This is a genomic window from Enterococcus sp. DIV1328a, from assembly GCF_050536905.1.
Classification (GTDB): domain Bacteria; phylum Bacillota; class Bacilli; order Lactobacillales; family Enterococcaceae; genus Enterococcus; species Enterococcus faecalis.
The window spans coordinates 1752595-1778062 of record NZ_CP172912.1 but is presented as its reverse complement, the minus strand read 5'-3'; the positions used below and the strand labels follow the sequence as shown (position 1 = coordinate 1778062).

Below are 25468 nucleotides of genomic sequence, written 5' to 3'. Positions count from 1 at the left end.
CTTAATGTTTAGAAAGAGGGAGATAAGTCGAAACGCTTATCTCCCTCTTTCATTCTTTAGTTTGTGAACGAATGGATAATTTCTATTTCACAAAATAAAGTAATTTTAATTCAGTTAAATAGTTTGTTTATAGGGGATAAAGTGGTTTTTTCTCAATTTCTCTTTTATTTTTAAGCAAAAAAATTGACAAAATCTTTCATAATTTGTGAAATTCCGCTATAATAAACAAGAATATGCGTGCAACTATTCTATTTTTTAGATATAAAGGATGAGAAAAACATGCGGAAAATGAAAACAATGGATGGGAATGCTGCAGCAGCTTATATTTCCTACGCCTTTACAGAATTAGCAGCCATTTATCCAATAACACCAAGTTCAACAATGGCTGAACTTGTTGATCAGTGGTCGGCCGAAGGTAAGAAAAATATCTTTGGTCAACCTGTGAAAGTAGTCGAAATGCAATCGGAAGCTGGTGCTGCCGGCGTGGTCCATGGCTCTTTAAAAACAGGCGCGCTTACCACGACCTATACGGCTTCACAAGGGTTACTTTTAATGATTCCTAATATGTACAAAATAGCTGGAGAACTATTACCATCTGTTTTTCATGTGGCGAGCCGAGCTTTAACCACGAATGCTTTAAATATTTTTGGTGATCAAGGAGACGTAATGGCCGCACGCCAAACAGGCTTTGCTATGTTGTCAGAAAGCAGTGTGCAAGAAGTGATGGATTTGGCACCAGTGGCTCACTTGGCTTCGATTGAAGCGAGTGTTCCATTTATGAACTTTTTTGATGGCTTTAGAACAAGTCATGAAATTCAAAAAGTGGCAGTTCTTGACTATGAAGAATTAGCACCCTTAGTAAACCAAGAAAAATTAGCCGAATTCCGTCGTCGGAGCATGAATCCGAATCACCCTTCCGTTAGTGGAATGAACCAAAATCCAGATATTCACTTTCAACAACGAGAAACAATAAATCCTTATTATGAAAAATTACCTGGTATTGTTCAAAAATATATGACAGAAATTAACCGGTTACGGGGAACCAATTATGATTTGGTGACGTATTATGGCGCAGAAGATGCAGAAGAAGTGATTGTCACAATGGGTTCAGTTGCACAAACAATTGAACAGACGGTTGATTATTTACAAGAACAAGGAAGAAAAGTTGGTTTTCTTAATGTCCATCTTTATCGGCCATTTCCAGTTGAAACATTTCTTGAAAAAATACCACAATCAGTTAAAGCAATTGCTGTCTTGGATCGGACGAAAGAGCCCGGTGCTGGTGGCGAACCGTTATTATTGGATGTCCAAAGCGCGATGTATGAAGCGGACATTCGCCCAACAATTATTGGTGGGCGCTATGGTTTAGGTTCTAAAGATGTGCTGCCAAATCAAATTGTTGCGGTTTTTGATGAATTAATGAAAGAACGTTCTGCCATGAAGAAGCGTTTTACAATTGGGATTGATGATGATTTAACTTATACTTCATTAGAAGTTGGCAAACCACTTGATTTGACGAATCCGAAAACCTATCAAGCTAAATTTTGGGGCTTTGGTTCTGATGGGACAGTAGGGGCGAACAAGTCAGCAATTAAGATTATCGGTGATCATACAGACAAGTATGCACAAGGATTTTTCTATTATGATTCAAAAAAATCAGGCGGGTTGACCGTTTCTCATTTACGTTTTGGCGAGACGCCTATTCGTTCAACGTACCTCATTGAACATTCTGATTTTGTGGCTTGTCATACAGCCGCTTATTTGCATACTTATGATTTAGTAAAAGGGTTAAAAAAAGGCGGTACTTTCCTCTTAAATACCATTTGGAATGATGAACAACTAGCACGATTTTTACCCAATCAATTAAAACGGTATCTAGCTGAAAATGAGATTCAGTTTTATACAATCAATGCAGTGAAATTAGCTAGTGAAGTCGGACTAGGCGGGCGAATTAATACCGCAATGGAAACAGCTTTCTTCAAATTAGCGCAAATTATGCCTTTTGAGCAAGTGTTACCAATTTTAAAAGAAGAAGCACTGAAAAGTTATGGTCATAAGTCTATGAAAGTTGTCGAAAAAAATATTCAAGCAATCGATAAGACCGTTGAATTGTTGCATCAGGTACCTGTTCCAGCAGAGTGGAGAACGCTTGAAGTTCAACCGCGAAAACGTTCAGAAAATGTTAGTGATTTTGTTCATGAAATTGTTGAACCGATTAATCGTCAAGAAGGCAATGCGTTATCTGTTGCGACACTAGCGAAAAATGGGATGACAGATGGGCGGATGCCTTTGGGAACTGCGGCAGTTGAAAAACGTGGGGTGGCATTAGAAGTACCTGAATGGATTAGCGATCGGTGTACCATGTGTAATGAGTGTGCCTTTGTATGTCCCCATGCGGCGATACGACCATTCTTAGCCGATGAAGAAGAAATGACTGAAGCGCCAGAAGGATTCATTGTGCGTGATCTACGTGGTGCCGACGGCTTGAAATATCGTATCCAAGTCTCAGTCAAAGATTGTACTGGCTGTGGACTTTGTGTTGAAGCCTGTCCAGCTAAAGGCAAAGCTTTAGTAATGAAACCTTATGAAGAAGAAAAAGAGCAGGCTATGAACTGGGCGTTTGCTATGACGTTACGTCAAAAGGAAAACCCAGCAAAACCGAATACTGTTTTAGGTTCGCAATTTAATAAACCTTTATTAGAGTTTTCTGGTGCTTGTTCTGGTTGCGGCGAAACGCCTTATGTTAAATTATTGACGCAAATGTTTGGTGACCGAATGCTGATTGCTAATGCAACAGGTTGCTCATCGATTTGGGGTGCTGCAGCGGGTGTGACACCTTACACTACTAATGAACAAGGACAAGGTCCAGCTTGGTCAAATTCTCTTTTAGAGGATAATGCCGAGTTTGGTTACGGCATGTTGTTAGCAACGCAAGCGCGTCGCGAACGTTTAGCTAGTAAAATGACCGAAGCTTTTTCTGTAGCCAGTGATTCTTTACGTTTATTGATGGAAGATTGGATAGCACATCTGTCCGAAAGTGAAGGTACGCAACAACGTGCAGCTAAATTACGTGCAGCTTTGCTTGAAGAAAAAACAAATCAACCTTTATTGGAAGCAATTTATGACGATCAAGATCTTTTTGTCAAACCAAGTCAGTGGATGATTGGTGGGGACGGCTGGGCTTACGATATTGGCTACGGCGGTATTGACCACGTGTTAGCTAGTGGCGCGGATGTAAATATGTTAGTTTTAGATAATGAAGTCTATTCCAATACAGGTGGCCAAACTTCCAAAGCAACTCCTGCATCAGCGATTGCGAAATTTGCTGCCAGTGGGAAATATGCCTCTAAAAAAGATTTAGGGATGATGGCAATGACTTATGAAAATGTCTATGTCGCTCAAATTGCCTCAGGTGCAAACCAAATGCAGACGATTAAAGCTTTTGAAGAAGCGGAAAAATTCCCTGGACCATCGATTATTATTGCTTATACACCATGTATTACACATGGTTTAGCAGGTGGGATGAGTCAAACGTTGAAAGAAGCGAAAGACGCAGTTCATTCAGGTTACTGGTCTTTATATCGCTATAATCCATTATTGCGAGAAAAAGGCAAAGAACCAATGACACTGGATTTCAAAAAACCAGATTTTTCATTAATGAAAGAGTTTATGCGCCAACAAGTTCGCTTTGCGTCCTTAGAATCTAGTCAACCAGATACAGCGGAATTGTTATTTAATAAAACAATTAATGATGCTAAGAGACGGTTCTATAATTATGCTCGTTTAGCTGGTCAAGAAGAAAAAATTCGAGCAAAACTAGAAAAACAAAGTGAACCAGAAATAACTGCGCTAGAGAACGAGAAGCCACGAGTGAAAAAAGAACGCGTAGTTGATCCGGAAGCGGAAGCAAGAAGGGCTGCCCGCCGCGCAGAACGAGCAGCCAAGAGAAAACAACGTGAGCAAGATTAAATAGAAATCAAAAAAACGTGTCTGAGCTTTTTGCTTGGACACGTTTTTTAGTTAGAAATGCGATTTTTTGATGAAAAATTTCAAGTTATTTGAAAAAGTTCCTAAATTTTTTTGATGTTTCCGCTTGCGTTCTGTGATGAAAGAAAATAATGTGGTATACTTGTTAGGAAATCTTGAGAGAGAAGTGAGGGGTATGATGTCGTTTCAATTGAATCAATTATTAGATTTGAATTATTGGCAGCAAGTCATCTCAACGGATTTCTTATCTAAGGATTTTGTTATCAATATCATAGATATCCTAGTCGTATGGTACCTCGTTTACAAATTAATCATGCTTGTTCGTGGAACAAAAGCAGTCCAACTATTAAAAGGTGTCGCTGTTTTTATCATTATCCGCATTCTAAGTGAGATAATTGGTCTACATACATTATCTTGGTTAATGAATCAAGTCATCATGTATGGTGTAATCGCCGCGGTTGTTATTTTTCAACCAGAAGTGCGAAGAGGGCTGGAACATCTAGGGAGAAGTTCGTTTTTCCGCCCGAATAAAGGTGCGCAACAAGAAGATGAGCGTATTATTCAGGCCTTTGACAAAGCCATTCAGTACATGTCAAAACGGAAAATTGGTGCTTTGATAACCATTGAACGCAATACTGGTTTAGATGAATACATTGAGACAGGTATTGATTTGGATGCCGATATTACTGGTGAATTACTGATTAATATTTTCATTCCAAATACACCACTACATGATGGTGCAGTGATTATCAAAAATGAAAAAATTGCTGTTGCTAGTGCGTATTTACCGCTATCAGAAAGCAATTTAATTCCAAAAGAATTTGGAACGCGCCATAGAGCCGCAGTCGGTATCAGTGAAGTCAGTGATGCCATTACGATTGTTGTTTCTGAAGAAACTGGTGACGTTAGTTTGACGTTGAACAATGAATTAATTCCTGGTCTAACGCAAGAAGAGTATTTAACAATTTTGCGTAAGGAGTTAATTTCGGAATCATCGGAAGATAAAAAAAGTGCTTTACAGCATTTTATCGATGATGTAACAAAGGGGGTTAAACGCAAATGAGAAAAGCCTCCCAAAAAAGCTGGTTTAATGGTTTGCTTTCATTGCTGTTTGCATTGTTGTTATTTTTTAATGCCAATGCAACAGGCAATAATCCCTCCAATTCAGGTTCAAGCCAAACGTATAGTGAAACATTGAATAATATTCCGGTCCAAGTCCAATACGATAAAGACAAATATTATGTCTCTGGATTTGAAGAGAGTGTAAATGTTCATTTACGTAGTGCGAACCGCATTCAATTAAACATGGAATCAAATGCTGACACACGAAATTTCCAAGTGGTCGCAGACTTAACCAAATTGCCATTAGGGACTTCGGAAGTGCCTTTGACAGTTCGGGGACTAAGTTCAGCTGTTACAGCTGAAATTGAACCGAAAACAGTGACTGTAACGATTGAAAAGAGAGTAACAAAAAAATTCGATGTAGAAGCACAACTTTCTGATAACATTGAAAAAGAAGGCTACAAAGTAAAAAATATTTCTGTAGATCCAAAAACTGTAGAAGTAACAACTGGAGAAGAAACAGCGAAAGCAATTGACAAAGTGATTGCGCCAGTCTCAAGTGCCAAACAAACAATTGATACGATTAAACAAACGGTAAATGTCCAAGCGCTAGATGCCAAAGGTCAAGTCCTAAGTATCGAAAATCCAGCACCACAAGTCAAAGTAACAGTAGGCTTAACTGCGCCAACAAAAGATGTACCACTGAATGTTAGTATGACAGGTACGCCACCAGCTGGGATCGCTCATTACAATTATAGTTTATCAACGTACCAAGTTAGGGTCAGTGGCCCGCAATCAATTTTAGATACGCTAGAATCAATTGAAGTACCGGTAGATATTTCTGATATTCGCAAAGAAACAAAACAATCAGTGACTATTCCCGTTAATGGAGAATACGTAGTTACACCAGATGAGGTTGACGTTTCTTTGAGCCCCGTGTACAATCAACAACAGTCATCAAATACAAATGAAACTTCAGGGGAACCTGCAAGTTCAACAACGGTTGGCTCAGGTAGCCAAGCAGTACAACCAAGTACATCCAGTCAAGTAGAATCAAATACTTCTGAAACAACAAGTGAGGGATCAACAGTAGAAAGTACAACTGCTGGTTCAACTGAAAATACAGAGAATCAAGTGACTAAGGAGAATCAAAATGGGTAAATATTTTGGAACAGATGGTGTAAGAGGAATTGCAAATAAGGAGTTAACACCTGAATTAGCTTTTAAATTAGGACGTTACGGTGGTTATGTGTTGAGTCAACATGAAGATAGTTCAAGAAAACCTCGTGTTCTCGTAGGCCGCGATACACGTATTTCAGGTGAGATGTTGGAACAAGCATTGATTGCTGGACTATTATCAGTCGGAATTGAAGTTTTCCAATTAGGGGTGATTTCAACACCTGGTGTAGCATATCTTACTCGTTTACAAAAAGCATCCGCTGGCGTAATGATTTCAGCTTCACATAATCCTGCGGAAGACAATGGGATTAAGTTTTTTGGGGCAGATGGCTTCAAATTAGTAGACGATCAGGAAGCAGAAATTGAAGCATTGTTAGATGCAGAAGAAGACACCTTACCAAGACCTTCTGCAGAAGGCTTAGGCTCATTAGATGAATTTCCAGAAGGCTTACTAAAATATTCGCAATTTTTAGTTCAAAGTATTCCTGGCGATTTAGCAGATATGACTGTTTGTTTAGATGCTGCCAACGGAGCAACTGCAACAGCAGTCAATCGTGTCTTCGCGGATTTAGAGACAGATTTCTATACAATGGGAACAAGTCCTAATGGATTGAATATCAATGATGGTGTGGGTTCCACTCATCCTGAAGCTTTGGCAGAAATGGTTGTTGAAAAAGGCGCGGATGCTGGTTTGGCTTTCGATGGCGACGGTGATAGAATTATTGCAGTCGATGAATTAGGACGAATTATCGATGGTGATAAAATCATGTATATTTGTGCTAAATATTTAGCTGAGAAAAAACGTTTGAAAAAAGATACAATCGTTACAACAGTGATGAGTAATCTAGGTTTCCATAAAGCTGTAGAAGAAATTGGCTTAAAAGATGTGGTAACGCAAGTGGGTGATCGTTATGTTGTAGAAGAAATGCGTAAAAATGATTACAATTTTGGTGGCGAACAATCTGGTCACATGATCTTTTTAGATTACAACACAACAGGTGATGGTATGCTTTCAGGGATTCAATTGTTGAATGTTATGAAGCAAACGGGAAAAAAATTATCTGAATTAGCGGATGAAGTGACGATTTATCCACAAAAATTAGTCAATATTCGTGTCACAGATAAAAATGGTGCAATGGAAGTTCCAGCAATCAAAGCAGTTGTCGAACAAGCAGAAGCAGAAATGAATGGCGAAGGTCGTATTTTAGTTCGTCCTTCTGGAACAGAACCATTGTTACGTGTGATGGCTGAAGCGCCGACACAAGAAAAAGTTGATTATTACGTTGATAAAATTGCCGAAGTAGTACGTGCAGAAATCGGCGTTGAATAAGAACCAATTAGAAACCAGACACTTAATGCTAGCTTGCGTTAAGTGTCTGGTTTCTTTGTTGGAAATCAAAAAAAGAAAATAGCTAATAAGCTCCGTCTATCATTGACATAGAGCGGTTAAAAGGGTACTATTTTAGAAGTAAGATGCACCGCGTATCTTCTTTTTTTATTTGATAAAATCAAGAAGGGAGCGGCTGTAAATCAATGGAGTTATAGAATGGAGGAGCGAAATGAAAGAAAAAATGTCCGTCAAGACAATTGTAGCAATTGGAATTGGCTCTGCAGTTTTTGTTATTTTAGGTCGATTCGTTGTAATTCCAACTGGGATTCCTAATACGAACTTAGAAACGTCGTATCCATTTCTTGCTTTAATGTCAGTTGTTTTTGGACCAGTAGCTGGAGGGCTAATTGGTTTGATCGGTCACACGTTAAAAGATTTTACCACGTATGGTAGCGCTTGGTGGAGCTGGATTATTTGTTCAGGAATTATTGGTATTATTTTTGGCTTCGCTGGTCGTAAAATGGATCTTCAACATGGTGAATTTACAACAAATGACATGGTGCGTTTCAATATTTTCCAAGCCTTTGGCAATATCGTCGTTTGGGGCTTAATCGCGCCTAGTTTGGATATTTTGATTTATAGTGAACCCGCAAGTAAAGTATTTACACAAGGCGTATTCGCGACTGTTTCAAATATTGTCGCTGTGGGGATTATTGGAACATTGTTGATGAAAGCTTATGCATCAACAAGAACAAAGAAAGGCAGTTTATCGAAAGATTAAGAAACTGTCGAAATAATTTAAATGGTTAAGGGTCTGCCCTAGTAATTACTTTGCTAATGCTCAGACCCTTTCTTTTATGGAGAAACTGAGGTGAGGCCGAATGAAAAAACCAATCATTACTTTTAATAATTTTTCCTTTCAATATCATAGCCAATCTGAACCGACATTAAAGGGGATTCAATTAACCATCTATGAAGGAGAAAAGGTTTTAATCGTTGGGCCTAGTGGTAGTGGCAAATCAACATTGGCGCAATGTATCAACGGGTTAATTCCCAATATTTATGAAGGTGAGATTCAAGGAACAGCTACGGTTGCTGGTAAAAATATCCAAGAAACAAGTCTATTTGATTTGTCTTTTGATGTAGGAACTGTTTTGCAAGATACCGATGGGCAGTTTATCGGTTTAACGGTTGCTGAGGATATTGCTTTTGCTTTAGAAAACGATGCAGTTGAACAAGCAGAAATGAAAAAAGCGGTCCACAAATGGTCCGAGATTGTTGAGCTGAATCAGTTATTGCAACACCGTCCACAAGATTTGTCAGGTGGTCAAAAACAACGTGTATCTATGGCGGGCGTTCTAATTAACCAATCAAAAATTTTACTTTTTGATGAACCTTTGGCTAATCTTGACCCACGAGCGGGACAAGAAACAATGACTTTGATTGACACCATTCAACAAGAAACAAAAGCAACTGTTTTAATAATAGAACATCGCTTAGAGGACGTTCTTTGCGAATCAGTTGATCGAATTATTGTCATGAATGAGGGCGCAATTATTTCTGATACAACGCCAGATGAATTGTTACGTCAAGATACGTTGACCCAGCAAGGGATTCGTGAACCTTTGTACGTTACAGCCATGAAATATGCTGGGATTGATTTAACACAAGTTAGTCATTTAGACAAATTAGCCGAAGTATCAGGCGAAACGGTTTTGCCCAAAATGACACAGTGGTCTGTCCAACCTAGTTCAGTTAGTGCGGTCAAAGGAGCTGAACTATTACGTTTGGAACAAGTGTCCTATCAATATGATCGTCATGGTGAAAAAGTGTTAGATGACTTCTCAGTAACTATTCATCATGGAGAAATGATCAGCATTGTAGGAAAAAATGGTGCCGGGAAGTCTACACTTTCTAAAATAATTTGCGGGTTCATCACGCCTCAATCGGGCAAGATTTTATGGGAGGGACAGGATTTTTCCAATTATTCAATCAAAGAACGTGCAGATAAAATTGGTTATGTGATGCAAAATCCCAATCAAATGATTTCTAAAAAAATGATTTTTGAAGAAGTAGCTTTAGGATTAGTTTTACGAGATGTGCCACAAGCAGAAATTGAGGAACGTGTGACGAATATTTTACATATTTGTGGGCTGTATCCCTTCCGGAACTGGCCGATTTCTGCGTTGAGTTTTGGGCAGAAAAAACGGGTAACTATTGCATCGATCTTAGTTTTAGAACCTGAATTATTAATTTTAGATGAACCAACAGCTGGACAAGATTTTAAACATTATACAGAAATGATGACATTTTTAGAAGAATTGAACCGCTTAGGTGTGACTATTTTAATGATCACTCACGATATGCACTTAATGTTGGAATATACAACACGTGCGTTAGTAGTTTGTGATGGACGTTTACTAGCAGATGCGACTCCAGTTGCTGTTTTAACAGATGAAAAATTAATTCAAGCAGCTTCTTTAAAAGAAACGAGCTTGTTTACCTTTGCTAAAGCGTTAGGCTTGGAAAATCCCTTGCTATTTACGGAAAAATTTGTTGCTTACGATCGTGAGGTGCGTTTTGGATGAGTGAACGACAAATGTTAGGCTATCATCCTGATTCAACCTGGATTCATCGCTTAAACGGCACAAGCAAATTAGTCTTTTTAATCGTTGTCTCTGTGGCTTGTATGACCACGTATGATACTCGTTATCTGTTAGGAATGTCTGTGGTTTCGCTTGTTTTGTTAAAATTATCAAATATTAAATGGCATCAAATATCTTTTGTTATTAAATTTATTGCTATTTTTTCTTTGTTAAATATTTTAACGGTTTACCTTTTTGCACCTGAATATGGGGTTGATTTATATCAATCACGTACCGTGATTTGGGAAGGAATCGGACGGTTTACTTTGACACAAGAAGAATTATTTTATGAATTTAATTTAGTTTTAAAATATTTCTGTACGATTCCGTTGGCATTAATCTTTTTATTAACAACAAATCCTAGTGAATTTGCCTCCAGCTTGAATCGAATTGGTGTGAGTTATCGGATTAGTTATGCAGTAGCGCTGGCTATTCGTTATATTCCCGATATCCAAGAAGATTTTTTTAATATTTCTTTAGCACAACAAGCGCGAGGGTATGAGATGTCTAAAAAGGGACGGTTAGGCCAACGAATCAAAGGCGTAGCACAAATCGTTTTACCCTTAATCCTATCTAGTTTAGATCGAATTGAAACTGTGAGTACCGCTATGGAATTAAGGCGTTTTGGTCAAAAGAAAAATCGAACGTGGTATGCGCAACAACCTTTTCATCTGCGTGATTTTTCGGTAATGATACTTGCCTTGTGCTTATTAGGAATCAGTTTCTGGTTGTTCCATGTGAATGGTGGCCGGTTTTATAATCCATTCCAATAAATAACAAATTGATAAGGTTCTATAAATAGAACGGATATTTTTTTATTATTAAGAATCTAGTACTTTCTCTTACTATGAGTGTACTAGATTCTTTTTTTACAACTTTAAAGAACTAGACCAATTTTCGGTTTTTAGATTTTTGTTGACAAGTACCTACTTTTAATTGTATGATTGTTTATGTTTCTACGGAATATGTTTACAAAGGAGGTATATAGACCAATATCGGATAGCGCCAGACCTGAACGTTCAGGTGACGAGGAGAGAGCTTATCGAAGATTCGGCGGGTGGCTCTAGGGACTGCACTCTACAGATAACAAAGAAAAACTAATTGTGAAGTTAGAACAAAGCGGTTATCACGCAGGTAGAAACATATAATGGGATTTGCTAGTTAAACAGGACCTAGTAAATACAGAATTTCAATTGGAAAGTAGGAATTAGCATTATGTGTGGAATTGTCGGAATGATTGGAAAAGAAAATGTCACGGAAAGTTTGATTCAAGGATTAACAAAATTGGAATATAGAGGTTATGATTCTGCTGGGATTTGTGTGAATGATCAAAGCCAACAGCCCCATGTAGTTAAGGCAGTTGGGGGCATTGCCGATTTAGCAGCAAAATTAACGCCAGAAATCGATGGAACAGTTGGTATTGGTCATACTCGTTGGGCCACTCATGGCGAACCAACTGTCGCCAATGCACATCCCCATGTTTCAAGCGATCAACGCTTTGCATTAGTGCATAATGGTGTCATTGAAAACTTTGAAGAATTAAAAGAACAATTTTTAAGTGGTGCTCACTTAATTGGTGATACAGATACTGAAATCGTCGTTCAATTAATTGCTCATTTTGCTGAAAATGCTTTTTCAACAAAAGATGCTTTTAAAGCGGCTTTAGCCGAAATTAAAGGTTCATACGCTTTTGCATTAATGGATAAAATGGACCCCAATACTATCTACGTAGCGAAAAATAAAAGCCCGTTACTTATCGGTCTAGGTGAAGGCTTTAATGTTATTTGTAGTGACGCGATGGCGATGATTAAAGAAACCAATCAATTTGTTGAGATTGTTGATGGTGAAATTGTAACTGTTACAGCGGACAAAGTAGTAATCGAAACGCCAGAAGGACAAGTAATCAACCGAGAACCTTTTGAAGCGCAATTAGATTTAAATGACATTGAAAAAGGAACATATCCGTTTTATATGCTCAAAGAAATTGATGAACAACCTGCAGTGATGCGCAAAATTGTTCAAGCGTATACTCAAGGTGAAAAAGTGACCTTAGATGAGGCGTTACTTGAAAAAATTAATCAATGTGACCGAATTTACATTATTGCTTGTGGAACAAGTTATAATGCAGGTTGGGTCGGAAAATCTTTAATTGAAACGATTGCCAGTATTCCTGTGGAAGTTCATTTATCAAGCGAATTTGGCTACAACATGCCTATTTTATCTGAAAAACCGTTCTTCATTTTCTTAAGTCAAAGTGGTGAAACGGCGGATAGTCGTCAAGTACTGGTACAGGTTAATGAATTAGGGCATCCATCACTTACATTAACAAATGTTGCTGGCTCAACATTATCACGTGAAGCGGACGATACCTTGTTATTACACGCAGGACCAGAAATTGCTGTCGCTTCCACCAAAGCTTATACTGCTCAAATCGCTGTCTTAGCTATTTTAGCAAAAGCAATTGGCGAAGAACGCCAAACATTAGCAGCCGTCTCATTTGATGTGGCTCACGAATTGAGCGTGGTAGCAGCTGTCATGGAAACCTTGATTGATGAAAAACAACAAATGAAAGCCTTAGTGGAAGATTATCTGACATATACTCGAAATGCCTTCTATATCGGGCGAGGAGTCGACTATTATGTGTCGATGGAAGCGGCCTTGAAGTTGAAAGAAATTTCCTACATTCAAGCAGAAGGCTTTGCGGCAGGTGAATTGAAGCATGGAACGATTGCCTTAATTGAAGAAGGAACACCTGTGATTGGGATTGTGACAGATGCCAAAGTCGCAGCCCATACAAGAGGCAATTTAAAGGAAGTCGAAAGTCGTGGAGCAAGAAATATTGTGATTGCCTTGGAATCCTTGGCAAAACCACAGGACCAACTGATTATTCCAGATGTGCATCCGTTACTTTCTGCCTTAGTTAGCATTGTTCCAGGCCAATTATTAGCGTACTATGCAACCTTACAAAGAGGCTACGATGTTGATAAACCAAGGAACTTAGCCAAAAGTGTAACTGTTGAGTAAATCAAGAACCTGAGAGAAAGATGTTCAACGGGTTTTCATAAGTTTTAATATCTGAGGTCGGGACAGAAGCGTTTAACTCCGAGAAACGCGTAGTGTTGCTTCTGTTCCCGCCGTTTATAAGTTTTTGAGCGTGGAGCAAAAATCCAAAGTGATTTTTGTCCCACGCTCAGATATTTTTTATAAAAGAAAGATATTCAGTCAAAAATGAAAGATTCCAAAGAAATTCTTTTTTTCCGTTGAAAACTGTTTGCATTTTAGCAAAATTAGATATAATTAATAAGAACCGAAAAATAAGAATTAGCCAGTGAGGTAACTTTGTTTGAAAGAAAGCAAAAAGTAGGTTAAGCTGAAAAGTGCTAATTTATTTAACAAAAAAAGATTGTGAGTTGTTTGATATGGATCAGTTTAGTACATTAACTGAACAAGAATTTACTACCTTTGCAATGACACACCCTGCAGGTAACTTTTTAGAAACACCCGAAATGAAACATTTATTGGAACGACGTGGCTGGCATTGTGAATACGTTGGCGTCAATCGAGAAGGCCAACTAATTGCTGCGTGTATCCTAAGCAAGAAAAAAGTCAAAATTGGTTATGCTTTCGACATTGACGGCGGAATTTTGATGGATTATACAGATAAAAAATGTGTAGAAGCCTTTTTCACAGGCTTAAAAAAATATGTGAAAAAAAATGATGGCCTTTATTTAACCTTTACTCCAAATAAACAAATTTGTTTACGTGATTTTAATGGCGGTGAAGTTGAAAAGGTCAATCAAGAAACATTTGACTATTTCACATCAATTGGTTTTGAACACCAAGGATTTGATGTGCACAATTTTGATGGCGCGCCACGTTGGCTGTTTGTCAAAGATATGGCTGGATTAACAGAAGAAGAGCTTTGGAAATCTTATGGAAAAGATGCTAAATATGACATCAAGAAAACATGGGAATATGGAGTAACAACCCGAGAACTTCGTTACGAAGAGTTACCTCTCTTTAAGAAATTAACGGAAGAAACAAGTGCACGGCGTAATTTTGAAGATAAGGATTTAGCTTATTACCAAGCTGTTTATGAAGAGTTTGGTGAACGAGCGAAATTTATGGTGGCGGAACTAAACTTTGCTACTTATTTAGAAAATCTTCATGAGAAATTACGCAAATTACAAGAGACGCTCAACGAAGTCAATGAAGCGTTAATTGCCAATCCTAAAAGCCGTAAAAAAAATAACCAGAAACGTGAATTCGAAGATGAAGTTCGTACCGTGCGCAAACGGATTGACGAAGCTAAAGAAATGAAAACATCAGATGAACCTGAAATTTTAGCAGGCGCCTTATTCATTGTTCATCCACAAGAAGTGGTTTACTTGTTTAGTGGTACGTATGAAAAATATAAACAATACTATGCACCGTATTTAATTCAACATAAAATGTTAACTTACACAGTAGAAAATAACATTCCCAAATATAATTTTTATGGCGTTGACGGTGTCTTTGATGGAAGTGATGGGGTTCTTAAATTCAAACAATCCTTTGGCGGTCATGTCGAAGAATTAATGGGCAATTTCCAATGGAAAGCCAAACCAATGAAATATGCCTTATATCACGCATTAAAAACAATTAAAGAAAAAGTCTAAAATTAAAACCTAATCCTTAAAAGGAATGGACGAAGTGAGGCGTTTAAATGGAAAATCAAGTCGAGGTTATGACGTATGCACAGTTAAAAGAAATTATGCAGGCGTTAGAAGCAAACGAAGCGATTACAGAAGATACAAAGGTCTTTATTGATACAGGCTGGGATAGCGTGCAAGAAGTAGCCCCAGATGCGGTCAGTATTGAAAAAGTTGCTAAATTTACAGTAGCAGATGTTTTAACAAACGAAAGTTTTGCTGGGTATAGTTTAGAAGAAAAGGCGGAGAAGATGAACGCTGAGGGCGACCTAGAAACGGCAATTATTATTCGTAATCTTTACTAAAAAAGTCCGTTTGAATAGTTAAAATCGAGGTCGGGACAGAACCGTTTAGCTCCGAGCAACGCGTAGTGTTGGTTCTGTTCCCGCCGGTTATCAGGTTTTGAGCCTGGAGCAAAAATCCAAAGTGATTTTTGTCCCAGGCTCATCTGCTTTAAATAAGAAATAAAGGAGGTTAGATATGAGTACCATTCATGAATTTCCAAAAAACTATGAACGTTTTATTGCACAAGGAGAAGAAGCACTTGTAGAACATAATCAGATCGCCGCTTTAGAAAATTTTCAACAAGCCTATCAGCTACAACAAACGCCGCCAGTAAACCAAAAAATTGTCCAATTATTGTTGGAAATGGGTGAAGCTGACGAAGCACTAGCATTGGCAGAAGCGTTCCAAGAGTCTTATTTTGAGAACCTTGAAACAGCGGCAATTTATATGCAAATTTATAGTCAAAGTCGTCGCTTTATTGAAGGGTATATTTTATTGAAGCAATTACTTCAAACTAAAAAAATAACGCTAGCACAACAAAAAACGTTAGAACAGCAATTAATGCAAGTGGAAGAGGCGTATCAACAATTAGAAACGCAGCAAATTCAAGCAATTAAAAGGAACTTGTTAGTAAGCGATCAATTGCCCGTTTATCAACAATTAGCGAACATTAAAACCAGTTTATATTTGCCTAAACCAGTATTTGTGGAAGTCGCAAAAGATTTAGTTATGAACCAAGCACTTAGTTATTTTGCTCGGGAATGGTTCATTGAAGAATTAGCACTGTTGCAATTTTCAGAACCACTGACTTTTCTTTGGTATGACAATCAGCCTCAGACAGTCTTACTAGAAGGAAAAACTGGACCGTTAAATACGCCGATCTATTCCGAAATTTGTACTGAACTTAGGAATCACTTAGAAAATGATGATCCAATTATGCTGCAGCATTTGGAAGAAGAAATTCGGTTGCATCTTGCCTATTTGTATCCATTAGCAGAGACGGTTATTTCAGATTCAACTATCTGGATCTGGGGTTATTTGGCAACCTATTATCCTGAATATATTGAAAAAGAATTGACTGAAGCAAAAGGCCATCAAATCGATGCTGTTCAAAATGTTCAACAGGCGATACGAACGGCATTTACACAAATAATGCTTTAAAAAATGGCACGTCCTAAAAGCGAGGACGTGCCATTTTTTCAGTTTCAGAAATTTGCTGAATCTGCTCTAATTGCTTTTCTTGACTGATTATTGCGGATAATAGAAAAAAGCAAGACAGAAATAAGTAAAAAGAATTCCTTGAATCAAGCAAATCACAACGAACAATGGCGTTGCTCCTGGAAAAGAATCAGAAATCCGTGTAATTAAAAATTCAACTAACCATAAAATCATTGAAAATAAAAATAATTTTTTCTGACGAGTTCTCATAGTCCGCAACAACCTTTCTGGTGATTTTCACTTCTCTATCATAACATAGAAAACGAGCTGTTTTTTCTCAAAAATTTTGTTACTTCATAAGAAAAATGGGAAAGAAACAAGTTTCAGGAAGTAATAAATGTACCCGAAAAGAATACTTAATCCATCTTAATCAAACCATACAGTCACGTTTATTGCAAAAGAAGTGTTTTTGGATGGAACAAATTATTTCATAAACACAAATATTTCTTTGTTGTTTGTATAAATGTCATAAAAGTGATTACTTACTACTTTTTGATTTTTAGACATATCCGTATCTTTCAGTGGTGCCATCTCTACTCCTAAATTCGATGAAGTATTGAACCAAACGTAATTAGGGAAGTATAGACCGTCATTTGGTGGCACGATTTTTGAAAGAATTGGGTAGTTTCGACTTGTATTAGCATAAACAGTTGAATTTTTGAAAAACGTATTTAAATAAACTTTTTTTCGTTCGTTTGTTACAACATTTTTTAAATCATCTGTTAAAACAGCTGCTTGGCGATTGAATGCTTCTTTTTGATAGTTTAATGTGGAAGAATAAACCAAAACAAACGATAAAATATAATAAGATAACAAGCTGGCCACAAGTAACGAAGTTAGATAAATTGCTTTCACTTGTCGATTGTTAAATAAACTTAACATGCTGATTGTAACGAAAACAGCAAATCCGTAAATATAGCGAGGCGCATCACCTGCGATATTTCTTGAATAGACAATAAAAATACCAAAACTTAAGAGAGAAGCAAGTCCTAAATACAAGATACAATAAAGGAAACTTAAGCCTAAGTTGATTTTGCTATTTGATAGATGACTAATAAAAAATAAAACAAGCAGTAGGAGCAGTAATAAAAGCCATAAACGATTACTCTGGTTCAATAGCTCTGAAAAATAATGGTAACTATTTTGATAAGCCACACTGGGAATATCGTGGAAACTTGGTAAGGCCTGACTGCCCCCAATGTTGTTTGTTGCGGAAGGTACAAATTTTAACTCGATAAGGTAGCTGACTATAGAAAGTAGATAAGCGATAGCAGCAAGTGCGACTTTTTTACAAAGAGCAATGAAATTTTCTCCAGCAAGTAACTGCTTGAAAGTAAGGAATAAGACGATAACTATATAAATTCCTGACGAGGCTTGGTAAGTATTAAACATAACAAACAGTGAAAAGACAGAAACCAAGAAAAACGTAAAAGAATTACGCTGCCACCAATAAAAAGGAAGAAACGAACAAAAAATACTCAATGCCATATAGGGACTATCAAACCTGAAACTAAGACATTGGAGGAACCAAGGATTGAGGCCAATTAAAGTAGCTACTAAAGAGGAACCCCAGCTAATTTTTTGGTCATTGATGATATAAATTGCCAGTATGCTTGTGAGAGATAAGATAAGACCTGTTAGAATCGGTGTGGTCAAGCCCAGATCTGTCAAATGACGACTTCCTTGAACAAACCATGAGAGAAATTCACTGCCCCAACGTGCGTAAGTCGTACCAAAATCTGTCATTCCAGCGACTTGGCGAGCATTATCATCTAAGTAAGGGAAATTGATAATGCCGATGGATAAAACTGCCACTTGATAAATTAAAATGATCAATAGAAGATAGGCTTTATTTTCAATACACCAATTCTTTAAATCAAATTTTTTTGATTCTGTAGGTAATTGTTTCATCATTGTACTCCACTCCAATAATTATTTAACAATTAAAATATACCATAACGAGTGGAATGAAGAAATTGCTTTTGTTATTTTCTCATCTTGACAGAACACTAAGGGTAGGCAAAACAAAAAAATCCCAACTCTTTATTAAAGAGTTGGGATTTTACCAAAAAGCCACCTGCCGGGCTTGAACCGGCGACCCCCACCTTACCATGGTGGTGCTCTACCAACTGAGCTAAGGCGGCACTTTCAAAGGCTAAACTAACTCGAGGATTGCAACGAAGTGAAACCCATAGAGTTCATTTTCAAAGGCTACACTGCGACGAGTAATCGTCAAAGTTCCTTTTGAAAAATCGTACAAATCTCGTGCACAAGAAATAGAATAACGTATAGACGAAAGTTTGTCAATTGCTCTTTCGTAAAAAAAGAAAAATGATTTTTTTCTAAGAAAAACTGTTGACAATCTCTTTTTTCTCTAGTAAAGTGTAAATCAACATCACAGATAACTATTCATTCGTTGAAGAGAAGAGTAAATTTTGATGACCTTCAAAAGAGAGTCCTGATTGGTGAAAAGGGACAAGGTTCAGAAAAGTTGAAGATGGCCTCTGAGAATAAATTGCTGATAAGTAAGCAATTTCGGCTAAGCACCCGTTACCATGTGCACCAAGTTAATAAAGACTTGGATAAGAGATGAGATATAAAGAATCAGTTATATTTCGAAAAAAGGTGGTACCGCGAATTATTCGCCCTTTACTAGCAAAATGCTAGTGAAGGGCTTTTTGCTGTGAATCACTACGACTGGCGCGAAGCGACAGAGTAGATGCTGTCTGCGATTACTCGACGCAGGATGGCCTTTGTAAGTGATGAACAGTACAAGGTGACCGAAGGGTAAGTTGTGTCATTTGCACGAAAGTGTTCCTACGATTCTCGCCACAGTCAAATCCTGTTGGGCACTACGACTGATGCAAAGAGAGAGAGCAGCTATTATCTGCGATTACTCGATGCTTGAAGGGGTAGGAACTCTAGTCTGTTTGATTTTGAAAATAAACGAAAATCAGTTTAGAATGAATAGAAATAAAAAAGCAGTGATATAGTAAGTACAAGACTTGATTTGTCTAACAGAGAGCCTAGGTAGCTGAGAATAGGTGACAAAGACGTTTTGGAAAATGGCTATTGAGCAAGCGCTCCGAGTGTTAAACACAAGGCGGCGACGGGGGCTCCCGTTATCGAGCTAGGGTATCGAACATATTGTTCCGTACTTGAAAAGGGAATTTGTGTGAGCAAATTCTGAACATGAGGTGGTAACACGCAAAAAAGCGTCCTCAACGATACAACTCGAGTTGTGTCGTTGAGGATGCTTTTTTCTTTTTTATGAAAAAAATGCAGGTTGGTAAGAATGAAGGGGGATAAAGAATGATTGAACTAAAAAATATCAGTGTGACATTTCAACAAAAAAAACAAGAAATTCAGGCTGTCCAAGATGTTTCTTTGACAATTGATAAAGGGGATATCTACGGAATCGTTGGTTATTCCGGTGCTGGAAAAAGTACGTTAGTACGGGTAATTAATTTATTGCAACGACCAACAGCGGGCACCGTTATTATTAACAAAGAAAATATTTTAACTTTTTCTAAAAAGGAATTACGACAACAACGAAAAAAGATTGGAATGATTTTTCAACATTTTAATTTGATGAAAGAGCGGACCATATTTAGTAATATCGATTTTTCATTAAAATATTCTGGGCTAAGTAAAAGTGAACGGCGTCAAAAAATCAGCCATTTATTAGAGCTAGTTGGACTAAGTGAAAAACGGGACGCTTACCCCAGTCAACTATCAGGAGGGCAAAAACAGCGGGTTGCGATTGCCCGCGCTTTAGCAAATGATCCTGAAATTTTACTTTGTGATGAAGCGACGAGTGCGTTAGATCCAAAAACAACGGGACAGATTTTAGCTTTGTTAAAAAAGTTAAATCAAGAACTGAACTTGACGATTGTCTTAATCACCCATGAAATGCAAGTGGTTAAAGAAATTTGTAATAAAGTCGCGGTGATGGAAAATGGCTGCGTTGTCGAATCAAACGATATTGTTTCGATTTTTAGTCAACCCCAACAACCTTTAACCAAAGATTTTATTCGGACAGCAACTCATATTGATCAAGCATTAACCACGATTCTTGAACATCCTAAATTAGCTGACTTAGATAAAAATCAAGAATTAATTGAGTTTTCTTATGTGGGAGATCAAACGAACGAGCCATTAATTGCACAATTGTATAGCCAATATCAGGTGTATACGAATATCCTTTACGGCAATGTCGAAATTGTTCAAAATGTTCCTATTGGCCATTTAATTGTGGTGCTTTCTGGTGATGAGGCCCAGCGTCAACAAGCCCTTACTTATTTAGCGAAACAAGGCGTGCGAACCAATGTTTTGAAAACCTATCAGCAAACGAAGAAAAAGCAGAATTTACAGGTGATTTAAAAAAGGAGTGAACTGAGAATGTATCAATTATTTGAGAAATATTTTCCGAATGTTGTCCAATTAAAACAAGAGTTTCTTCAAAGTACATGGGAAACAGTATACATGGTTTTTTGGACAGCCTTGATTGCTGGTGTGTTAGGAGTCTTGTTGGGTGTCGTGCTTGTCAGTACTGGCCCCAGTGGTGTTTTGAAAAATCCACCCCTGTATAGTGTCTTAGAAAAAATTATTAATGTTTGCCGCTCTATTCCTTTCATCATTATGCTCGCACTGATTCAACCATTAACACGAATTTTGGCAGGAACGACAATTGGTACAACCGCAGCGTTAGTCCCATTAGTTATTGGCGTAATCCCGTTCTTCGCGCGCCAAATTGAAAATGCGTTATTAGAAGTGGATCCTGGCGTTATCGAAGCGGCAGAAGCTATGGGGACGAGTCCCTTAGGGATTATTTTTCGGGTTTATCTAATTGAAGGGTTACCAAGTATTATTCGTGTTTCAGCGGTGACAATTATTAATTTAATTGGATTAACAGCCATGGCAGGAGCGATTGGGGCTGGTGGTCTGGGCAACTTAGCGATTACTCGAGGCTACAATCGCTTTCAAACCGATGTGACATTTATGGCCACGTTAATTATTTTAATTATGGTATTTATCAGTCAAGCCATTAGTAATCAATTAATCAAAAAAACATCACATTAGAAAAAGGAGAAATGACAAATGAAAAAATTTAGTAAATTAATTGGACTTATTGGGGTATTAGCTTTTACGATTGCAGGTTGTGCATCGGGGACTGCGAAGGATACTAAGACAGAAACTGTTAAACTAGGCGTTGTAGGAACAAAAAACGATGAATGGGAATCGGTCAAAGAGCGTTTGAAAAAGAAAAATATTGATCTACAATTGGTAGAATTTACAGACTATACGCAACCAAACGCAGCATTAGCAGAAAAAGAAATTGATTTAAATGCCTTTCAGCATCAAATCTTTTTAGACAATTACAATAAAGAACATGGGACGAAATTAGTATCAATTGGCAATACAGTCAATGCACCATTGGGAATTTACGCTAATAAATTGAAAGATATCACGAAAATTAAAGACGGCGGAGAAATTGCTATTCCTAATGACCCAACGAATGGTGGGCGGGCGTTAATTTTATTACAAACTGCAGGACTGATAAAAGTTGATCCTGCGAAACAGCAACTACCGACTGTCAGTGATATTACTGAAAATAAACGCCAATTGAAAATAACTGAATTAGATGCTACGCAAACAGCGCGTGCTTTACAAGATGTCGATGCTTCAGTGATCAATAGCGGCATGGCTGTCGATGCTGGGTATACACCAGATAAAGATGCAATTTTCTTAGAACCTGTAAACGAAAAAGCGAAACCTTATGTGAACATTGTCGTGGCCAGAGAAGAAGATCAAGAGAATAAACTTTATCAAAAAGTTGTAGAAGAATATCAACAAGAAGAAACGAAAAAGGTCATTGCAGAAACATCAAAAGGCGCCAATGTTCCAGCCTGGGAAACATTTGGTAAAAAATAAAGGAGGCATTTATAATGAGTACAACAACGATTCAAACAATCCAAGAAGCTATTGCTACAGAAAAGGAATGGATAATCCATTTAAGACGTCATTTTCATCAATACCCTGAAGCAAGTTTAAAAGAATATGAAACGATTAAGCGAATTAAAGAAGAACTACTAGCCTTAGCTATTCCTTTTGTAGAAGTAGGGGAAACGGGTGTTTTAGCAACCATTGAAGGAGGTCTTGGCGCTGGCAAAACGATTTTGTTACGTGCAGATATTGATGCGTTGGAATTGCCAGATGCAACAGGTACTGCCTATGCTTCTAAAAATCCAGGACTCAATCATGCTTGTGGACACGATGGTCATGCGGCAGCATTGCTAGGTGCAGCTAAAGTGCTCAAAAAACATCAGGATACCTTTTCAGGAACGATTAAACTGGCCTTTCAGCCCGCTGAAGAAATTGGTGCAGGCGCGCGACAATTTGTGGAAGGAAATTATTTAGAAGCAATCGACCAAGTGTTTGGGATTCATTTAGATTCTAGTGTGCCGGTCGGAAAATTAGTCGCTACCAAAGGCGCCACCAACGCCTCTTGTGATATTTTTAAAATTGAAGTCAGTGGTCAAAGTAGTCACGTCGCCCAACCACAGAATGGCCGGGATGCTGTTTTAGCAGCGGCCAGTATCGTTGTGGAATTACAAAAAATTGTAGCTCGCGAGATTGATCCTTTAGATTCTGTCGTAGTAGGAATTGGCGTTTTACAAGCAGGAACACGCTATAATATTGTAGCAAACCAGGCAACCATTGAAGGTACTGTTCGAACATTTAGTCAGGAAACGCGCCAATTTGTTTTACAACGAGTCGAAGAAATTGCCCATGAAATTGCCCAGTCTCATCGCACAGAAATTGCTGATTTTTCTGTTTATGCAGCAGCGAATCCATTAATTAATGAAGAACAAGCAACCAACCGTGCACAGCAGGTAGCCAGTGAAATTGTTGGTTTTGAAAATGTTGTGACCGATCATCCTAAAAGTTTAGGGGCGGATGATTTTGCTGATTACTTAGCGGTAATTCCTGGTATCTATGGACGGGTCGGTTCACGAAACCCTGAAAATCCTGCTACTCATTTTGGACACCATCATGAACAATTTGATATTGATGAACGTGCCTTACTTTTAGCAGCAGAGTACCACGTACGCTATGCATTAAACTATTTATCAGAATAATAGGGATAGGGAGCCGACAAAATGATGGTTTGTGGGCTCCTTTCGTTATAAACCAACGTGGCTTGCTTTCTTGTCATTCTATGGTAGAATACAAGCATAAGAAAGGTGATTCACATGTTTTTTGTTTTAACTGATAAATTAACAAGAAAAGTAGCTCCCGATAGTTTAAGAACAGATGAAGCACTGTTGTGGAGCCGAGCAATTAATTTCTTCATCGCTTGATAGGACATTTTTTGACTAGAAAAGCTAGTCTTATTTGAGTGTACGTACAAGCGGTTGTCGGGATTTCTGTCAGGATGGACGACGTGCAGACGTGGTTCTTTTTTTGTTGTCCCAAAATAATCAGTTAACAAGAAAGAAGTGACGAAAATGAGTATTTTAACTATTGAACATTTAACGCATCGATTTGGCGAAAAGGTCTTGTATGAAGAGGCTTCATTGCAAGTGAATAAAGGGGATCATTTAGGCTTAACTGGCCAAAATGGTGTCGGCAAATCCACCTTAATTAAAATTTTAACGGGGGAAGTATTGCCAGACGAAGGAACGATTCAGTGGCAAAAAAATTGCAAGATTGGGTACTTGGATCAGCATGTTTCTGTAGAACAATCACTAACGATGGTTGATTTTTTGAAACAAGCCTTTCAAGAACTTTTTGATAAAGAAGCGAAACTGACAAAGCTTTATGAAGAATACAGTCAAACGGCTTCGGAAAAACTTTTAGAACAAGCAGGCAAATTACAAACAGATTTAGATGAAAGTAATTTTTACCAAATCGACACGATTATTCAGGATTTAGCCAATGGGTTAGGACTACAAGCAATTGGTTTGGATAAAAAGTTAGGGGAGCTAAGCGGTGGTCAACGTTCAAAAGTGATTTTAGCAAAATTATTGTTAGAGGCCCCTGATGTGTTACTTTTAGATGAACCCACCAACTATTTAGATGATACACATATTCAATGGCTTGTTCGCTATCTGAATAATTTTGAAGGAAGCTTTCTATTAGTCTCCCATGATTATCAATTTTTAAATGAAGTGACGAATTGCATCGCAGATATTGAGTTTGGCAAATTAACCAAATATACTGGAAATGTAGAAAAATCTTTTGCACAAAAAGAGCAGAATAAGCAAACCTATTTGAAACAGTATCAGGCCCAACAAGAAAAAATTGAAAAAATGGAAGCCTATATTCGTAAATACAAAGCTGGAAATCGAGCAACGATGGCTAAAAGTCGACAAAAACAATTGGACCGGTTGGAACGATTGACTCCGCCTGGTTCCTTGACTAAGCCGGCGATTGAATTTCCTTATCAAGGGTTAGTTGCAACGCAAGCACTAACGACTCAGAAGTTAGTTGTCGGCTATCGGGAACCTTTGTTAGAACCGTTAGATTTAATGGTTCATGTCGGTGAAAAAGTCGTATTGAAAGGCTTTAATGGGATTGGCAAATCAACATTAATTAAAACGTTGACGAAAGTGATTCCTTCATTAGATGGAGAATTTCATTATCCGTTGAATACAAAAATTGCTTATTTTACCCAAGACTTAGCGTGGCCTAATGAGCAGTTAACGCCGCTAGACTATTTATCAGATCGTTTTCCAGATACAACGATTAAAGAGCGAAGAAGTCATTTGGCTAGGGCAGGTTTACCAGATAAGCTAGCAATGCAGTCGTTAGCCCTGTTAAGTGGTGGTGAGCAAACAAAAGTAAAACTAGCGGAACTAATGATGCAAACAAGTAATTTGTTATTTTTAGATGAGCCAACCAATCATATTGATGAAGCGGCCAAAAAAAGTTTACAAGAAGCAATTCACGTTTACCCAGGAACGGTTTTTCTGGTTTCCCATGAAGCAGATTTTTATGAGGAAATTGTGGATCGAGTAATTGATATTGAGGAATTAGTTAAATAAAGAAGAAAGAACCAAGTTGAG

General features: G+C 37.8%; 18 protein-coding genes, 1 tRNA gene and 2 other annotated features. Of the genes, 16 read left to right on the top strand and 3 right to left on the bottom strand.

The genetic code is table 11. The features are described from left to right. Positions 1-237: 237 nt before the first annotated feature. The 11 genes from nifJ to IGL93_RS08580 all read left to right on the top strand — a co-directional run bounded on the left by nifJ (position 238) and on the right by IGL93_RS08580 (position 16340). Positions 238-3969 (top strand): pyruvate:ferredoxin (flavodoxin) oxidoreductase, encoded by a 3732-nt coding sequence (nifJ, locus tag IGL93_RS08630; protein WP_025190559.1) that lies wholly within the window; start codon positions 238-240, stop codon positions 3967-3969. 196 nt (positions 3970-4165) lie between these two features. After that, complete coding sequence (cdaA, locus tag IGL93_RS08625; protein ID WP_002389035.1) at positions 4166-5050, top strand: diadenylate cyclase CdaA; 885 nt, start codon at positions 4166-4168, stop codon at positions 5048-5050. Further along, positions 5047-6210: a CdaR family protein gene (locus IGL93_RS08620; RefSeq protein ID WP_002374494.1), complete on the top strand. Its 1164-nt coding sequence runs from the start codon at positions 5047-5049 to the stop codon at positions 6208-6210. Before cdaA ends, IGL93_RS08620 begins: the two co-directional genes overlap by 4 nt. Beyond that, a complete protein-coding gene (gene glmM / locus IGL93_RS08615; RefSeq protein WP_002356936.1) occupies positions 6203-7558 on the top strand; it encodes a phosphoglucosamine mutase in 1356 nt (451 codons plus the stop codon). The genes IGL93_RS08620 and glmM overlap by 8 nt, the downstream gene beginning before the upstream one ends. Positions 7559-7787: 229 nt before the next feature. Continuing rightward, complete coding sequence (locus IGL93_RS08610; RefSeq protein ID WP_002356937.1) at positions 7788-8339, top strand: ECF-type riboflavin transporter substrate-binding protein; 552 nt, start codon at positions 7788-7790, stop codon at positions 8337-8339. Positions 8340-8439: 100 nt separating this feature from the next. Then, the gene (locus tag IGL93_RS08605) at positions 8440-10146 is read left to right on the top strand and encodes an ABC transporter ATP-binding protein (protein WP_002356938.1); all 1707 of its coding nucleotides are present in this window, start codon (positions 8440-8442) and stop codon (positions 10144-10146) included. Further along, a complete protein-coding gene (locus IGL93_RS08600) occupies positions 10143-10976 on the top strand; it encodes an energy-coupling factor transporter transmembrane component T family protein (protein WP_002356939.1) in 834 nt (277 codons plus the stop codon). Before IGL93_RS08605 ends, IGL93_RS08600 begins: the two co-directional genes overlap by 4 nt. A gap of 442 nt (positions 10977-11418) precedes the next feature. Continuing rightward, the gene (gene glmS / locus IGL93_RS08595) at positions 11419-13227 is read left to right on the top strand and encodes a glutamine--fructose-6-phosphate transaminase (isomerizing) (RefSeq protein WP_010775964.1); all 1809 of its coding nucleotides are present in this window, start codon (positions 11419-11421) and stop codon (positions 13225-13227) included. A gap of 395 nt (positions 13228-13622) precedes the next feature. Beyond that, on the top strand, positions 13623-14861 hold the full coding sequence (locus tag IGL93_RS08590; RefSeq protein ID WP_033625292.1) for an aminoacyltransferase: 1239 nt from the start codon (positions 13623-13625) through the stop codon (positions 14859-14861). 47 nt (positions 14862-14908) lie between these two features. Further along, positions 14909-15199 (top strand): hypothetical protein, encoded by a 291-nt coding sequence (locus IGL93_RS08585; RefSeq protein ID WP_002359936.1) that lies wholly within the window; start codon positions 14909-14911, stop codon positions 15197-15199. A gap of 175 nt (positions 15200-15374) precedes the next feature. Continuing rightward, positions 15375-16340: a hypothetical protein gene (locus tag IGL93_RS08580; RefSeq protein ID WP_010775962.1), complete on the top strand. Its 966-nt coding sequence runs from the start codon at positions 15375-15377 to the stop codon at positions 16338-16340. An 87-nt stretch (positions 16341-16427) separates the two neighbouring features. Here the strand turns inward: IGL93_RS08580 and IGL93_RS08575 are convergent, their stop codons facing one another. The 3 genes from IGL93_RS08575 to IGL93_RS08565 all read right to left on the bottom strand — a co-directional run bounded on the left by IGL93_RS08575 (position 16428) and on the right by IGL93_RS08565 (position 18541). Beyond that, complete coding sequence (locus IGL93_RS08575) at positions 16428-16607, bottom strand: hypothetical protein (RefSeq protein ID WP_002383739.1); 180 nt, start codon at positions 16605-16607, stop codon at positions 16428-16430. 213 nt (positions 16608-16820) lie between these two features. Next, positions 16821-18311 carry a glucosyltransferase domain-containing protein gene (locus IGL93_RS08570; RefSeq protein WP_010775961.1) on the bottom strand — a complete coding sequence of 497 codons (1491 nt, stop codon included), beginning with the start codon at positions 18309-18311 and terminating at the stop codon, positions 16821-16823. A 157-nt stretch (positions 18312-18468) separates the two neighbouring features. Further along, positions 18469-18541 (bottom strand) — tRNA-Thr (locus IGL93_RS08565). Positions 18542-18804: 263 nt separating this feature from the next. After that, positions 18805-19050, top strand: a binding site (T-box leader). A gap of 322 nt (positions 19051-19372) precedes the next feature. Continuing rightward, positions 19373-19623: a binding site (T-box leader), on the top strand. A gap of 86 nt (positions 19624-19709) precedes the next feature. On the opposite strand from IGL93_RS08565, the gene IGL93_RS08560 reads away from it, so the two are divergent. The 5 genes from IGL93_RS08560 (at position 19710) to IGL93_RS08540 (ending at position 25447) form a co-directional block, all read left to right on the top strand. Continuing rightward, positions 19710-20780, top strand: a complete 1071-nt coding sequence (locus tag IGL93_RS08560; protein ID WP_010713268.1) for a methionine ABC transporter ATP-binding protein — start codon at positions 19710-19712, stop codon at positions 20778-20780. A gap of 18 nt (positions 20781-20798) precedes the next feature. Continuing rightward, positions 20799-21479 carry a methionine ABC transporter permease gene (locus tag IGL93_RS08555; protein ID WP_002366918.1) on the top strand — a complete coding sequence of 227 codons (681 nt, stop codon included), beginning with the start codon at positions 20799-20801 and terminating at the stop codon, positions 21477-21479. Between the two features lie 18 nt (positions 21480-21497). Beyond that, entirely contained in the window at positions 21498-22331 is an 834-nt protein-coding gene (locus IGL93_RS08550; RefSeq protein ID WP_002401303.1) for a MetQ/NlpA family ABC transporter substrate-binding protein, read from the top strand. 14 nt (positions 22332-22345) lie between these two features. Next, positions 22346-23539: an amidohydrolase gene (locus tag IGL93_RS08545; protein WP_002410522.1), complete on the top strand. Its 1194-nt coding sequence runs from the start codon at positions 22346-22348 to the stop codon at positions 23537-23539. 369 nt (positions 23540-23908) lie between these two features. Then, entirely contained in the window at positions 23909-25447 is a 1539-nt protein-coding gene (locus IGL93_RS08540; RefSeq protein WP_010775960.1) for an ABC-F family ATP-binding cassette domain-containing protein, read from the top strand. The last annotated feature ends 21 nt before the right edge of the window (positions 25448-25468 follow it).